The organism is Parolsenella sp. LCP21S3_E11 (assembly GCF_052118165.1).
Lineage (GTDB): Bacteria > Actinomycetota > Coriobacteriia > Coriobacteriales > Atopobiaceae > Parolsenella.
On sequence record NZ_JBQKHS010000005.1, the window covers coordinates 44,678 to 59,567 of the forward strand.

Sequence of the window (14,890 nt, forward strand, 5' to 3'; positions counted from 1 at the left end):
ACACCATCGCAGAATGGAGCCCCTGTTTGCATGCACGGGCTGCATACAAGGTCTGCGCGCGCAGGTTGTGTATGCGGGGACGAGGGCCTGGCTAGGCGAGACTTCCAAGGACGGCGGCGATGCGGTCAGAGAGCTCCCAGAACCTGTCGGGAACCTCGATGGGACCATGCTCGCGCATGTACTCCGCCTCCTCGCGCCCGTCGGGCTCGAACTTGACCAGCAAACAACCTAGCAGGGAGAGCACGTCGTGGCCCTCGGCGCGGATTGTCTCGTCGTCGACGCCGAGCCCGAGTTGGGCCTCGTACGCCTCGACGCATGCCTCCACGTACGGGAGGGTGCGCTCGCCGCACTCCTCGATGCCGGAAACGACCACGACCATAAGGTCGGCGATGATCAGATTGCCCGCGACCGAGAGGTGCTGGGCCTGGTCAGCCGCATGGTGCATCTGGCGGCAGCTGTTGAGCAAACGGAAGAGGGAGTGGCATATCTCGCCGAAGCGCGCGGGATCAACGACCTCGCTGCGGGCGCGGTTAAGGTCATAGACGAGGTCGCTGGTCTTCCACTCGCCCACGCTGACGCCAGAGACGAGCTGGTCGACGAGCGGCATCAGCGACTCCGCGCCATCCCATCCCCACCTCACATCCACGCGGATGCCATGATCGGGATAGTGGTTGATTGGCTGGAGCCAATAGACTTGGTCTTCGGAATCGACGACTGAGAACCGTGTGACGAGCACGGAGCAACCCTGTGCCTCGACGACACGCTCGTCAAGAAAACGCCAGCCCGGCTCCCGTACGTCAAGCACGAGGAGTCGGGCGTAGGCATAGTAGAGCTCGATGAAGCCGGACTTGTCGAACTGGAGAAGATCCTCAAGAGAGACGGGCATCGCGACGCCGGATATCACCCGAATGGGACTCGTCTCGTCCCGGGACGTGGCCACGAAGGCGGACCCGTCCGTCGGGGAACCGTCGAGGACGAAGCCGTCCGGAATGGCGATGCTGAAATGCGGGCAAGACCCGCGCACGCCGTCCTCGAAAGTGAGGGTTGGGGGCTTGAAGGGCTCACACGCGCTACGCTCAGCAGCTTTGGCGGCCATGTTACTCCCTAAGACGAAGAGCTCGCGACCAGAACAAGGGGTGACACGCCGACATTCCAAATATGTGGAAACGTTTTCGTTTTATACGTCAGGCGTTAGGCAAGTCATCGCCATTTAAGGACTTCGCCCCGCCGAAGCGACGGGACAGAGGCGTGACGTGCCAGCAATCAGACGTTTGGCCAGCAAGTACCTCCTACCCCTCCCTACGCCTTTTTATGCAAGGAGCCCGCCAGCCGGCGCAAAACCGGTCTGACGGGCTCTCTTATGTGTTACGGCTCTAATGGGCACAGCGGCTGCGCGGCCGTGGAGCGCGGGCGCGCGGTGGATGCGGCGCCGCGGCGCGGGGGGCGGTGGCCCAGGGCTAGCGGGGACGCTTCCTCACTACGACCACGGGTCGCGCTCGAAGAGGGGCTCGGGCGTCGGCCTGCGGTCCGAGAAGGGGTCGTAGCCGTCGTCATCCTCGTTCTCCGCGCGGAGGAAGGGGTCGGTCACGGGAGCCTTGCGCGCCTCGGGCTGCGCGGCGGGCACGCCCGCCTGCGACGCGGAAATCTCCATGGGCTCGTCCGGGGTTGCCACTACTCCACCTCATCTGCCGTGACGGGTACGTCTGACGCAGCGACGCGTTCGGCGAAGAACTCGTTGTTGCCGCGGACATCGATCTTAACCGAGTCACCCTCGTGGAGCTCGCCGGCGATGATGAGGTTGGCGACGTTGTCCACGACCTGGCGCTGAATCAGGCGCTTGAGCGGACGCGCGCCATAGACCGGGTCGAGGCCATCGAGGGCCAGCGCCTCGATCGCGGCAGGCGTGAGCGTAAGCAAGATGCGCTCGTTGTCGAGACGCTCGCGAACGCCCTTGAGCTGGATGTCCACGATCTTCTCGATATCTGCCAGGCCAAGCGGATGGAAGACGACGATGTCATCGATACGGTTCAGGAACTCCGGCTTGAAGGTGGCGCGAAGGGCGTCATTGACCTTCCTGTCGACGACGGCCTTGTCTTCTCCACTCTGCTCGCCCGCGGCGATTGCCTGGCTGCCGACGTTGCTCGTCATGATGATGATCGTGTTCTTGAAGCTCACGACACGACCCTGGCCGTCAGTCAGGCGACCATCGTCGAGCACCTGCAGAAGGATGTTGAAGACGTCGGGGTGTGCCTTCTCCATCTCGTCCATGAGGATGACGGAATACGGGCGACGACGCACGGCCTCGGTCAGCTGGCCACCCTCGTCATAGCCCACGTATCCGGGAGGGGCACCGATAAGGCGCTGGACGCTGAACTTCTCCATGTACTCAGACATGTCGATGCGCACGAGGGCGCGCTCGTCATCGAACAGGTAGTCCGCGAGCGCCTTCGCGAGCTCGGTCTTGCCGACGCCGGTGGGGCCGAGGAAGAAGAAGCTGCCAAGCGGGCGGTTCGGGTCCGCGAGGCCGGCACGGCTGCGGCGCACGGCCGCGGCGACCGCGTTCACGGCGGCATCCTGGCCCACAACGCGCTTGTGCAGCTCCGCCTCGAGGTTCTGGAGCTTCTCGACCTCGCCCTGCATCATCTTCGACACGGGCACGCCGGTCCAGGCGCTCACGACCTCGGCGATCTCCTCGCTCGTGACCTCCTCCTTGAGAAGGCCGCCCTCCTGCTGCTTGGCGGTGAGGGCCGCCTCCGCCTCGTCATAGCGCCTCTGCAGGTCTGGGATCGTGGAGTAGCGGAGCTCCGAGGCATGGGCGAGGTCGCCCGCGCGGGTGGCGCGCCCCTCCTCGGTCTTGGCATCATCAATCTGGCGCTTGAGGTCCTGCACCTGGTCGATGGCGCTCTTCTCGTTCTGCCACTTGGCCTTCATGCCATCGAGCTTCTCGCGGGTGGTGGCAATCTCCTTGCGGAGGGTCTCGAGGCGCTCCTTGCTGGCAGCGTCCTCCTCCTTCATGAGGGCCTGCTCCTCGATCTGCATCTGGGTGAGCTGGCGGTCGACGGCGTCGATGTCAGAGGGCATGCTGTCAAGCTCCATGCGCAGGCGGCTCGCCGCCTCATCGACCAGGTCAATCGCCTTGTCAGGGAGGAAGCGATCCGCGATGTAGCGGTTGGAGAGATCTGCGGCGGAGACGAGGGCGGCGTCGGTAATGCGCACGCCGTGATGCATCTCGTACTTCTCCTTCAGACCGCGCAGGATGGAGATGGTGTCCTCCACCGTGGGCTCCGACACGAGCACCGTCTGGAAACGGCGGGCGAGGGCGGCGTCCTTCTCGATGTACTTGCGATACTCGTCGAGCGTCGTGGCACCGATCGCATGGAGCTCGCCGCGGGCCAGGGCCGGCTTCAGGATGTTACCGGCATCCATGGAGCCCTCGGTCGCGCCCGCGCCGACGATGGTGTGGAGCTCATCGATGAACAGGATGACGCGGCCGTCTGCCTTGGCAACCTCCTTGAGCACGCTCTTGAGGCGGTCCTCGAACTCGCCACGGTACTTGGCACCGGCAACCAGGGCGCTCATGTCGAGCTCAACGAGCTCCTTATCCTTCAGCGTGGAAGGAACGTCGCCCGCGACGATACGCTCTGCGAGGCCCTCGACGATGGCGGTCTTGCCCACGCCGGGCTCACCGATGAGCACGGGGTTGTTCTTGGTGCGGCGCGAGAGCACCTGGATGGTGCGGCGAATCTCCTCGACACGGCCGATGACCGGGTCGAGCTTGCCCTGGCGGGCGAGGTCCGTCACGTTGCGGCCGTAGCGCTCGAGCGCCTCGAACTCCGGCTTGGAATCCTGGCTGGTCACGCGCTCGTCACCGCGGAGGTCGTTGTAGGCCTCCTGGATGCGCTTGCCCGTGAGGCCCGCGTCCTTGAGGATGCGGCCGGCATCAGAGCAATCGTCCGCAAGGGCGCAGAGGAGGTGCTCGCTCGTAACATAGGAGTCACCCATCTTGGTGGCGAGCTTCTCCGCGGCGTCAACGACCTTGACGAATTCGTTAGCGAGACCAACCTGCTGGCCCGAACCGCTTACCTTGGGCTCGCGCGCAATCTGGTCATCGACCGCCTTCGCGACGGCGTCAGGGTCCGCCCCGACACGCTCGATGATGGAGCTCAGGTTGCGCTCTCCGGAGTCGAGCAGGGCCTTGAGCAGGTGGGTGGGCTCGACGGAGCCCGCCTGCGCATCCGAGGCGATGCCGATGGCGGCCTGAAGAGCCTCCTGGGCCGTGACGGCCATTTTATCTAGCCTCATAGTTATCACCTCTCTTGGGTGCCCGCCACGACGGTATCCTCGCGGCGGGCTCGCTGTTTATCGCTGTTGATTGTACCCCGCAAGTGTCGCGCGCAAACATAAATCTAAGTGTCTCTGTTATAGATTTCCTAACCTTGTAACACGCAGGGTTCGCAAGTTGACAAAGGGACTGTCCCTTTGTCAACTCAACCTGCAAAAGGGACTGTCCCTTTTGCAGGTTTTGCAGGTCGCACGGATAGCAAGGCCGCGGCACCCGGGAGGGGCGCCGCGGCCTGGTGTTGCGGATATCTTGGAGGCGCTATTCGTCTTGTAGCTTCTCGACATTGCCGCCGAGAAGACCGCGCATGACCTTCTCAGGCGTCATGCCCTCGTAAGGGGCGAGAGCCGTGATGCGCTCGCGGGTCTTGAACTCGCGCACCTGGTCCTCGAGTTCGCGCACGCGGTCGCGGAGCTCGTCAATCTCGCGCTCCATCTCCTCCTCGTGCTCGCGCATGTCGAGGATACGCACCACGCCGGCGAGGTTAATGCCCTCGTCAGTGAGGCGGCCGATAAGCTCAAGGCGCTCGATGTCAGCCTGGGAGTACAGGCGGGTGTTGCCGCGAGAGCGACCAGGGTTCACAAGGCCCTTCTGCTCGTAGACGCGCAACGTCTGCGGATGCATGCCCGTGAGCTCGGCGGCGACACTGATCATGTAGAGCGGCTTGTTGCGGCTCTCCTCTTTCTTGTGGGCCATAGTGGCCCTCCCTCTCCCAAAGCCCGCCGGGCGTCGCTGGCAGGCGGCTTCTCTCTAGCGTCCCTACTCCTTGGCGCCGATGTACTTGTCTACCTCGGCATGATAGCTGCGCTCGTCCGCGTCGCGAAGAGCCTCGAGCGCATCGCGCTCCTTGGTGGTGAGGCGAGTCGGGACCTTGGCGCGAACAGTGACGAACAACGCGCCCCACGATCCCTTGCGCTTCACGCTGGGAGCTCCCAGGTCGCGGAAACGGAAGGTACGGCCATCCTGAGTGCCCGCCGGAACGCGCAGGCGCACCGTGGCCCCGGAAGGCGTGGGAACGTCAACCGAGGTACCCAGAGCAAGATCCCACATGCTCATGGGAAGCTCCATCTTCACGTCCGCGCCGTCGCGCTTGAAGATCGGGTGCTCCGCGACACTCGTCGTGATGACGAGGTCGCCACGGCCGCCGCCGTTCCTGCCGTACTCACCACGGTCATGGTAGCGGAGCTTCATGCCGTCATAGGTTCCTGCCGGCACCTTCACGGTGAGCTTCGCGCGCTCGCCGGACGACGGCACCATATAAGAGACGTCGCGGCTCGTGCCCTTGAAGGCCTCCTCCGGAGTGAGGCTGATGGTGAGCGTTAAATCGCCGCCGCGCATCGACCTGCGCGCTTGAGAGGCGCCCGCGGCACCACCAAATATCTGGGAGAAATCGAAGTTGGCTCCGAAGGCGCCGTCTCCGCTCCGCACGTTGTTGAAGATGTCAGACCAGTTGCCACCCACATTCGTGGTGTACGAGTACCCGCCACCCGGAGCACCGTAGCCACCCCCGGGAATGCCGCCGAACATGAGCATCTGATCGTACTCACGGCGCTTCTTCTCGTCAGAGAGGGTCTCGTACGCCTCGCTGATCTCCTTGAACTTCTGCTCGTCTCCGCCGGCATCGGGGTGATACTTCACCGCGAGCTTGCGGAATGCCTTCTTGATCTCGTCGGCAGTGGCGTCTTTCTTGACGCCAAGCACGTCGTAGAACGTTCTCTGTGCCATGGCGAAGGGCACCCCCTTTCCTAGTCACTTGGCCGGCATGAAGGAACTCGCCCTCACGCCGGCCTGATTGCGTACAGATGCGTGCGCCCGGGATTCCGCCCGGGCGCACGCTTGAACCTACTTAGCTTCGGCGTCCGCCTCAGGCTTTGCCTCGTCTTCCTTGGACTCGACTGGGCGCTTCGGGCCACCGTAGGTCACCGTGACCATGGCCGGCCTCACGACCTTGCCACCAAGGCGATAGCCCTTCTGGTAGACGTCGCGGACCGTCTCGTCATAGGCCTCCGCGTCTTCGACGCGACCCACGGCCTGGTGGTCCTGGGGATCGAAGGGATCGCCGGCAGGGTCGATGACCTCGGCGCCCTGCTTCTCAAGGACGGAAACGACCTTGGCATGAACGGCAGTGACACCGTCCACGAGCTGCTTGGCAACCTCGTTCTCCTCGGCGGCGCTTGCATGCGCAATCGCACGCTCGAGGTCGTCAATTGCCGGCAGGAGGTCCTTCACGAGACCCTCGCAGGCACGCTCGCGCTCGATTGCGCGCTCGCGGTCCATGCGACGACGGTAGTTGTCCCAATCGGCCTGGAGCCTTGAGAGGCGATCGGTCGCGGCAGCAGCCTCGGCCTTAGCGGCGTCAATCTCATCCGAGACGCCGGCGAGCTTCTTGGCGAGCTCGTCGCGCTCGGCACGAAGACCGTCCGCCTCGGACTTGAAGTCCTCGTCCGCAGCGGCCTCACCCGCCTTGATGGCAGCCTCTACGCGGGCGCGCTCTGCCGCCTCGTCATCGGCGTCAGCCTCGACAGCGTCCTCCGCCACCTCGTCGGGCTCGATCACTTCGGCCTCGACAGCCTCGGGCTTCTCAACCTGCTCGGGCTTCTCAACCTGCTCGGGCTTCTCCTCGCCCCCCTTGGGGTCCGGCGCGGGAGCCGGAGTGGCTCCCGCCTGGTTGTTCTTACTGGTGGTGCGAGGCATCGTGACTCACTTCCCGCCTACTGGTTGTTCTGATCGTCGTCGACGACCTCGTAGTCAGCATCGACCACGTCGTCAGAGCCGCCCTGGGCGCCACCCTGAGCGCCAGCCTGGCCAGCGTCAGCCTGAGCGCTGGAGTAGACGACCTCAGCGAGCTTGTGGCCAACCTCCTGGAGCTTCTCGCCGGCAGCCTTGATGGCGTCGATGTCAGTACCCTCGAGGGCCTTCTTGGCCTCGGCGATGGCATCGTCAGCCTGCTGCTTCATGTCAGCGGGAACCTTGTCGCCAAGCTCCTTGACGGTCTGCTCGGTCGAGTAGGCGAGGCTGTCAGTCTGGTTGCGGACCTCGATCTCGTCCTTGTGCTTCTTGTCCTCCTCGGCGTGGGACTCGGCGTCCTTGACCATGCGGTCGACTTCGTCGTCAGAGAGGGCGGTGGAGCCGGAGATGGTGATCTGCTGCTCCTTGCCGGTGCCCTTGTCCTTGGCGGTGACCTTCACGATGCCGTTGGCGTCGATGTCGAAGGTGACCTCGATCTGCGGCACGCCGCGACGCGCGGCGGGGATGCCGGTGAGCTGGAACTTGCCGAGGCTCTTGTTGTCGGCAGCCATCTCGCGCTCGCCCTGGAGGACGTTGATCTCGACGCTGGTCTGGTTGTCAGCGGCGGTGGAGTAGACCTCGGTCTTGGACGTCGGGATGGTGGTGTTGCGGTCGATCATCTTGGTCATGACGCCGCCCATGGTCTCGACGCCAAGGGACAGCGGGGTCACGTCGAGCAGGAGGATGCCCTCGACGTCGCCGGTGAGAACGCCGCCCTGGACGGCAGCGCCGTCAGCGACGACCTCGTCCGGGTTCACGGACATGTTGGGCTGCTTGCCGGTGATCTGCTTGACGAGCTCCTGGACAGCGGGCATACGAGTGGAGCCGCCGACGAGGATGACCTCAGAGACGTCAGAGATCTGCATGTTGGCGTCGTGCAGGGCCTTGGTGACAGGGGCCTTGCAGCGATCGAGCAGGTCACGCGTGATCTTTTCGAACTCAGCGCGGGTCAACGTGTAGTTGAGGTGCAGAGGACCAGACTGGTTCATCGTGATGAACGGCAGGTTGATGGTGGTCTGCTGGCCAGCGGAGAGCTCCTTCTTGGCGTTCTCGGCGGCCTCCTTGAGGCGCTGGAGGGCCATCGGGTCCTTGCGGAGGTCAACGCCGTTCTCCTGCTGGAACTTGTCAGCCATCCAGTCGATCACGCGCTGATCCCAGTCATCGCCGCCGAGGTGGTTGTCACCGTTGGTGGCGAGAACCTCGAAGACGCCGTCAGCGAGGTCGAGCAGGGAGACGTCGAAGGTGCCGCCGCCGAGGTCGAAGACGAGAACCTTCTGCTCCGTGCCCTTCTTGTCGAGGCCATAGGCGAGGGCCGCGGCGGTGGGCTCGTTGACGATACGCTTGACGTTGAGACCGGCGATCTTGCCGGCGTCCTTGGTGGCCTGACGCTGGGCGTCATTGAAGTAGGCAGGGACGGTGATGACGGCGTCAGTCACGGTCTCACCGAGGTACTTCTCGGCGTCAGCCTTCATCTTGGCAAGGACCATAGCGGAGACCTGCTCGGGCGTGAAGTCCTCGCCGTCAATCTCGACGACGGCGCGGCCGCCCTGACCCTCCTTGACCTTGTACGGGACGGTCTTGAGCTCAGAGGTGCACTCAGAGTACTTGCGGCCCATGAAGCGCTTGATGGAGAAGACGGTGTTCTGCGGGTTGGTGACTGCCTGGTTCTTAGCAGACTTACCGACGATACGATCGCCCTCGGCGCGGAAACCGACGACGGACGGAGTGGTGCGGTCGCCCTCGGCGTTCACGATGATGGTGGGCTGGCCGCCCTCGAGGACTGCCATGGCGGAGTTGGTGGTACCGAGGTCAATGCCGAGAATCTTGCTCATAGTTGGCACGTTCCTTTCTTCTTGCGCGCGAGTGCGTGATGCCTCCGCGCTCGCTTGGCCGGCCAGCCAGGTGCCCTGCCGGCCTGCCCGCATCTGCGGGCGCGTTTGTTACTGCACACTATATATCCTTTGCGCGCTCAACTTATACAAAATCTAAGTCGCTTTACGATAGATTTCTTGTTTTGGACACTTTAGGGATCACCGTGAGGCAAACCCCCAGCTCTGGGCTGCGCATGCGCTCCAAACCGCCACCGGCCGTTCGTCCCGGTTAAATACCCTATTAAAGGTGGGGTTTTACCTCGAAGTATGCCGTTCGCGAATGCAAGCCATGCAATTTCCGACAACGTCTTGCATTCGCGCCGCCGATTGGTATTCTCACCTAAAGGAGCAGCTAGAGAGGTTACCAAGGTTTACTTTTTGGCTGCCCCAGCAACTGGGATTCACATTGCTATGGCTTTTTTGGAGAAGGGATCTATCATGGCTCACCCCGTAATCGATACTGACGAGTGCGTCGCCTGCGGCGTTTGCGTTGACACCTGCCCGTGCGATGTCCTCGAGCTCGGCGACGACTCCGCTCAGGTCAAGGACGAGGACTCCTGCGTCGCCTGCGGCTCCTGCCAGGAGGCCTGCCCGGCCGGCGCGATCACCGAGATCGCTGAGGACTAACTAGTTGGGGGACGCCCGGATTCATCCGGGCGATTTGCCGGGCTACGGAGAGGTAGTCCGGCTTGGGCGAATGCCCAGCGCCACAAGGGGGCTTTCGGGCTTGGCGCAAAAAGCGAGAGGGAGGCGAACCGCAAGGCTCGCCTCCCTCTCCTGTTATATGTCGGATGTGTCGGCACCGCGCGACGCCATGGGCGCGGGGCGCATGTCCTCGCGCGTTCCACGGGTCCGGGCGCGCGGGTGCGTGAGCGCGCAAGCACGCGGGCGCGAGACGGCGTTTCCGCCACCCCACGCCCAGACTTCCTACAGGTTGCGCAGGGCGTCAACCAGAGACACCTTGCCCTCGGCCACCTCGCTCGCCTGCTTGATGACCTTTGCCGGCACGCCAGCCACCACGGCGCCCGCAGGCACGTCCTCGACGCAAACGGCTCCCGCGGCGACCACGGCGCCCTCGCCCACGCGAACGCCCTCAAGCACGACGGCATTCGCGCCGATAAGCACGTTGTCCTCGATGATGACGGGCGTGGCGCTCGCCGGCTCGACGACGCCCGCGAGCACGGTGCCGGCACCGATGTGGCAGTTCTTGCCCACCGTGGCACGGCCGCCCAGCACGGCGCCCATGTCGATCATCGTGCCGTCACCGATGACCGATCCGATGTTGATGACGGCGCCCATCATGATGACGGCGTTGTCGCCAATCTCCACCTTGTCACGGATGATGGCGCCCGGCTCGATGCGGGCGTGAATGCCCTTCTTGTCGAGCATCGGCACGCCAGTGTTGCGGCCGTCGTTCTCGACCACCATATCCTCAATGGAGCCAGCGGCGGCGTCGAGCACCGGCTCGAGAAGCGCCCAGTCGCCAAAGACGACCTTGTTCTTATCCGTGCCAAAGACGTGGTCGGCGCAGGAAAGGTCGACGGAGGCGCCCTCCTTCAGACGGATATAGACCTTGACCGGCGTCTTCTTGGGAGCCGTCGCGATGTAGTTGATAATCTCCTGTGCGTCCATGCGGCGCGTCCTTTCGTAGTGAGTCGCCCGCCTCCGCCCGCACCGATGCGAGCGACAGAGACGAGCGAGCGCTTCGAGCCCGTACGACGGGACATACCCCGCCGTACGGGCAATAATCGATTCCTAGCCGAACATAACCTCGTCGAACCCATAGAAGCCCGGCTCGCGTCCCGCCATCTTGCGCGCGGCGGCGAGGGCGCCGTTCACGAAGATCTGGCGGCTCGTGGCGCGGTGCGTGAGCGAGATCTCCTCGTCCGTCCCAAAGAAGCTCACGGTGTGCACGCCAGCGACGGTGCCGCCGCGCAGCGCGTGAACGCCGACCTCGCGCGGGTCGCGCTTGCCCAGCATGCCCTCGCGGCCGTAGACGGGGTAATACTCGCCACGTCCCTCCTCGGCCTCGGTCTTAACCACGGCGTCGAGCAGCAGTTTCGCCGTTCCGCTCGGGGCGTCGACCTTCTGGTTGTGGTGCGTCTCGACGATCTCCACATCGAACCCGGCAAGTTCGCGCGCGGCAAGCGCCGTGGCGTGGCGCAGCGCCGCGATGCCCAGCGAGTAGTTGCCGGAGTGCAGCACGGCAGCCGCGCCGGCAAGCTCACGAAGCTCGGCCATCTGGTCGTCGGAGTAGCCCGTGGTGCCCGAGACGAGCGCAGCACCACAGCGACGCACGTATGCGCACACGGCAGGAAGCGTCGCGACGTTGGAGAAGTCGATCAGCACGTCCGCCGCGGGAGCGGAATCCGCCACGGAGAGGTCGAAGCCGATCTGCGCGACGACCTCGAACGCAGGCGAGCCGTCCTCGTTGCGAGCCGCCTCAGCCGTGGAGCGGATGAGCGAGCCCATGCGGCCCTCGCCCATGATGGCGAGCCTGATAGGCGCCTTCTGCGCAGCCATCTCGTTAGTCAAGGAGCCCAGCTCCCTTCATGGCCTCGACGAGCTTGGCCTTGGGGCCCTCGCTCATGGGATACAGCGGCAGACGATAGTTGGCGTCGATCATGCCCATCTGGGCGAGCGCCTCCTTGACCGGAATCGGGTTGACCTCGCCGAACAGGGCGGAAATGAGCGGCTGGCCCTCGACCTGGATGCGCGTGGCGCGCGCGACGTCGCCGTCGAGGTAGGCGCGGCACATCTCGTGGACGAGCGCCGGCTGGACGTCGGCCCAGACGCTAATCGTGCCGGAGCCGCCAAGGGCCATGAGCGGCACGGTGAGCGCGTCCTCGCCGGAGTACAGGCGGAAGTCATCGGACAGGCAATGGGCGATGCTCGCGGCATAGGCCATGTTGCCACTCGCCTCCTTGATGCCCATCACGTTGGGGTGGGCGGCGAGGCGCTCGACGTTGCGCACGGAGATGGAGCAACCCGTGCGACCAGGGATGTTGTAGAGGATGCAGGGGATGTCCACCGCATCGGCGGTCTGCTTGAGGTGCTGGTAGATGCCCTCTTCGTTCGACTTGTTGTAGTAGGGCGAGATGATGAGCAAGGCGTCGGCGCCAAGCTCCTGGTACTTGAGGCTCTTGGCCGTCTGAGCGGCGGTGCTGTTGGAACCCGAGCCTGCGATGACGGGGATGCGGCCCGCGATGTGGTCCACGACGAACTTGACGACGGAGTTATCCTCCTCGTCCGTCATCGTGGCGCTCTCGCCCGTGGTGCCGAGCGTGAGGATCGCGTCCGTGCCGTTCTCGACGTGGAACTCGAGCAGGCGCTCGAGCTGGTCGAAGTTGACCGAGCCGTCCTCGTTGAACGGCGTGATGAGGGCTACGATCGAGCCTTCGAGCTTGCGTACGTCCATGGTTTTCTCCTTATGTGATTGCCCAGCATAGCTGCCGAGCAAGCCTGATACCTGGTTGTTTGGCCCCTCGGCCGGTTATCGAGCGAGCCTTGCGGCCAGACGCCCGGCAGCCGCCGCACGACCCGGTCCGCACGGCTGCGCGAGGCTACTTGATCCCCGCGAGCCCCTCGGACTCGGCCGCGAGGCGCGCGTGAACGCCCGGGAGCACGTCGAACGTGGCGAAGTAGTCCGCCGGGGTCTCGGCGCGACGAATGAGCTCGTCTCCCCCGTCCTCGCGGAGAAGGACCTCGGCGGCGCGCAGGCGGCCGTTGTAGTTGTAGCCCATCGAATAGCCGTGAGCGCCCGAGTCATGGATGACGAGGAGGTCCCCCACCTCGATCTTCGGCAGGTGGCGGTCGACGGCGAACTTGTCGTTGTTCTCGCAGAGGTTGCCCGTCACGTCATAGGTCTCGCTCGCCTCGGCGCGCGTCTTGTCCTCGCCGCCGGGCTGGCCCACGACGCTCACGTGGTGGTAGGCGCCATACATCGCGGGGCGGATAAGGTCGACGGCGCTCGCGTCGACGCCGATGTAGTCCTTGTAGATGCGCTTCTCATGGACGGCGCGCGTCACGACGCAGCCATAGGGCGCCAGCACGAAGCGGCCCATCTCGGTATAGATCGCGACGTCCCCCATGCCGGCGGGAACGAGGATCTCCTTGTAGGCGGCGCGCACGCCCTCGCCGATCGCGCGGATGTCGTTCGCGGTCTGGCCGGGCAGGTAGGGCACGCCCACGCCGCCTGAGAGGTTGACGAACGCCACGTGCGCGCCCGTCTTCTCCTCGAGCTCGACGGCAAGCTTGAACAGGATGCGCGCGAGCTTGGGGTAGTAGTCGTTCGTCACGGTGTTGCTCGCGAGGAACGCGTGGATGCCGAAGTTCTTGGCACCCTTAGCCTTGAGCTGGGAGAACGCCTCGAAGAGCTGCTCCGTCGTCATGCCGTACTTGGAGTCGCCGGGGTTATCCATGATGCCATTGGCGAGCTGGAAGAGGCCGCCCGGGTTGAAGCGGCAGCTCACGGTCTCGGGGATGGGGCCGGCGACCCTTTCGAAGAAGTCGATGTGGCTGATGTCGTCGAAGTTGACGATCGCCCCCAGCTTGCGGGCGAGGGCGAAGTCCGCCGCGGGCGTGTCGTTGCTCGAGAACATGATGTTCTGGCCGGTGGCACCCACGGCCTCGGCGATCATGAGCTCCGTGTAGCTCGAGCAATCGCAGCCGCAGCCGTACTCGCGCAGGATGGAAATCAGCGCGGGGTTGGGGTTGGCCTTCACGGCGAAGTACTCGCGAAAGCCGGGGTTCCACGAGAAGGCCTCGCGAATGGCCTCCATGTTGCGGCGAATGCCCGCCTCGTCATACAGATGGAAGGGCGTGGGGTACTTCTCCGCCAGGGACTCAAGCGTGGCCTTGCTGGCGAAGGGGACCTTGAGGTCATATCCATGATTTGGGAGACGGCCGAGGTCAGCGGCGGTGCGGACCTCCGACGTCTCACCTTGCGCTGCCCCAGTGGGCAGACAGGTGTCTTCCGGCGCGCTCATGCGGCTCCAATCGATAGCGCTCCTGCAGGGACGGTGAGCCACGCCCACGGCGCGGCCACTGCAGACAGTCCGGCGGGTCTCCCCCGACGGCCCACCCGGTTCGCCGCGCCCGACGCCCAGGTTCGGCGGGGTTGCCCACGCAGGGGGTCGATGCCTGCCGGCTCGCCCGTGCGCCCTCTCTCCCGCACCTCTATCAGTGGGGCAACCCTACCACAAACATGCCCCCGAAGCAGCGAAGACCATATCCGGTAAAATAAGGTTTACGAGACGTCGACATGACATTCCCCTTAAGGAGGAGCCATGCTCATCACGAGAAGGGCGTTCTTGCTCAGCGCCGCCACCGCGGCATTCGGCCTTGCCGCCTGCCAGAAGCAGGGGACCTCTTGGAGTGCCGAGGCGGATGACTCTCTCGACTACCTCTCTCGCGAGGGCGCGGACGGCGGCCCATCCGTCCTGACCGGCGACGCCTGGGCCCCGCGCGAGGGATTCATCCAGCTCCAGCTTTGCGGCGCGTCCATCCCCGGCCAGAAGATCGAGTCCGTCTCCGAGAAGGACGGCACGCTCACGGTGACGCTCGAGGTGCAGGACGGCCCCCAGACGATGGATCTCCTCATCACCGAGTGGCGCCTCGTACCCGAAGACGCCGCCAGAGCCTCTTCCATCGAGCGCGTCATGGTTGATTACGGCGGAGGCGACGTCCGCGAGGCGGAGCGCGCCGACTAGCCAAGCGGCCCGCTCCGGGCGCGCAGCAGTCCCGAGCGCTCGCCCCCGGGCGCACGCCGCTCGAAGACAGCCGCTCGAGGCTGTCGCGCCCGTCGCCTTTCCGGCCGCAGCACTCCCGGCGTGGCGTATATTCTCGTAACGAAATCGATGCGCGCGGTACCCGCACCCGCAGGCGCCGCGCG

General features: G+C 64.7%; 13 protein-coding genes. 2 read left to right on the plus strand and 11 right to left on the minus strand.

The window, feature by feature from the left end; all coding sequences use genetic code 11:
* Positions 1-91 precede the first annotated feature (91 nt).
* The 7 genes from ACTQ1Z_RS05895 to dnaK all read right to left on the minus strand — a co-directional run bounded on the left by ACTQ1Z_RS05895 (position 92) and on the right by dnaK (position 8,958).
* Positions 92-1,096 (minus strand): hypothetical protein, encoded by a 1,005-nt coding sequence (locus ACTQ1Z_RS05895; RefSeq protein ID WP_441859535.1) that lies wholly within the window; start codon positions 1,094-1,096, stop codon positions 92-94.
* Between the two features lie 381 nt (positions 1,097-1,477).
* The gene (locus ACTQ1Z_RS05900) at positions 1,478-1,672 is read right to left on the minus strand and encodes a hypothetical protein (RefSeq protein WP_320680678.1); all 195 of its coding nucleotides are present in this window, start codon (positions 1,670-1,672) and stop codon (positions 1,478-1,480) included.
* Positions 1,672-4,302: an ATP-dependent chaperone ClpB gene (gene clpB / locus ACTQ1Z_RS05905; RefSeq protein ID WP_441859537.1), complete on the minus strand. Its 2,631-nt coding sequence runs from the start codon at positions 4,300-4,302 to the stop codon at positions 1,672-1,674. The genes ACTQ1Z_RS05900 and clpB overlap by 1 nt, the downstream gene beginning before the upstream one ends.
* Before the next feature lie 298 nt (positions 4,303-4,600).
* A complete protein-coding gene (locus ACTQ1Z_RS05910) occupies positions 4,601-5,035 on the minus strand; it encodes a heat shock protein transcriptional repressor HspR (protein WP_320680682.1) in 435 nt (144 codons plus the stop codon).
* 63 nt (positions 5,036-5,098) lie between these two features.
* Positions 5,099-6,064, minus strand: coding sequence for a DnaJ C-terminal domain-containing protein (locus ACTQ1Z_RS05915; protein ID WP_320680684.1), 966 nt, complete (start codon positions 6,062-6,064; stop codon positions 5,099-5,101).
* Between the two features lie 117 nt (positions 6,065-6,181).
* On the minus strand, positions 6,182-7,033 hold the full coding sequence (locus ACTQ1Z_RS05920) for a nucleotide exchange factor GrpE (RefSeq protein ID WP_441859539.1): 852 nt from the start codon (positions 7,031-7,033) through the stop codon (positions 6,182-6,184).
* A gap of 17 nt (positions 7,034-7,050) precedes the next feature.
* Complete coding sequence (gene dnaK / locus ACTQ1Z_RS05925; protein ID WP_441859541.1) at positions 7,051-8,958, minus strand: molecular chaperone DnaK; 1,908 nt, start codon at positions 8,956-8,958, stop codon at positions 7,051-7,053.
* 477 nt (positions 8,959-9,435) lie between these two features.
* Between dnaK and ACTQ1Z_RS05930 the strand changes: the two genes are divergently transcribed.
* Positions 9,436-9,624: an ATP-binding protein gene (locus tag ACTQ1Z_RS05930; protein WP_293814750.1), complete on the plus strand. Its 189-nt coding sequence runs from the start codon at positions 9,436-9,438 to the stop codon at positions 9,622-9,624.
* A gap of 300 nt (positions 9,625-9,924) precedes the next feature.
* On the opposite strand, the gene dapD is transcribed toward ACTQ1Z_RS05930, so the two are convergent.
* The 4 genes from dapD to ACTQ1Z_RS05950 all read right to left on the minus strand — a co-directional run bounded on the left by dapD (position 9,925) and on the right by ACTQ1Z_RS05950 (position 13,985).
* Positions 9,925-10,629 carry a 2,3,4,5-tetrahydropyridine-2,6-dicarboxylate N-acetyltransferase gene (gene dapD / locus ACTQ1Z_RS05935; protein ID WP_293814751.1) on the minus strand — a complete coding sequence of 235 codons (705 nt, stop codon included), beginning with the start codon at positions 10,627-10,629 and terminating at the stop codon, positions 9,925-9,927.
* Between the two features lie 123 nt (positions 10,630-10,752).
* Positions 10,753-11,532, minus strand: coding sequence for a 4-hydroxy-tetrahydrodipicolinate reductase (gene dapB, locus ACTQ1Z_RS05940; RefSeq protein ID WP_441859544.1), 780 nt, complete (start codon positions 11,530-11,532; stop codon positions 10,753-10,755).
* The gene (gene dapA, locus ACTQ1Z_RS05945; protein ID WP_441859546.1) at positions 11,525-12,415 is read right to left on the minus strand and encodes a 4-hydroxy-tetrahydrodipicolinate synthase; all 891 of its coding nucleotides are present in this window, start codon (positions 12,413-12,415) and stop codon (positions 11,525-11,527) included. The genes dapB and dapA overlap by 8 nt, the downstream gene beginning before the upstream one ends.
* A 145-nt stretch (positions 12,416-12,560) precedes the next feature.
* Positions 12,561-13,985: a diaminopimelate decarboxylase gene (locus tag ACTQ1Z_RS05950; protein WP_441859548.1), complete on the minus strand. Its 1,425-nt coding sequence runs from the start codon at positions 13,983-13,985 to the stop codon at positions 12,561-12,563.
* 300 nt (positions 13,986-14,285) lie between these two features.
* Here ACTQ1Z_RS05950 and ACTQ1Z_RS05955 point away from each other — a divergent pair, with 300 nt between their 5' ends.
* Positions 14,286-14,708 (plus strand): hypothetical protein, encoded by a 423-nt coding sequence (locus tag ACTQ1Z_RS05955; RefSeq protein ID WP_441859550.1) that lies wholly within the window; start codon positions 14,286-14,288, stop codon positions 14,706-14,708.
* Positions 14,709-14,890: the final 182 nt, after the last annotated feature.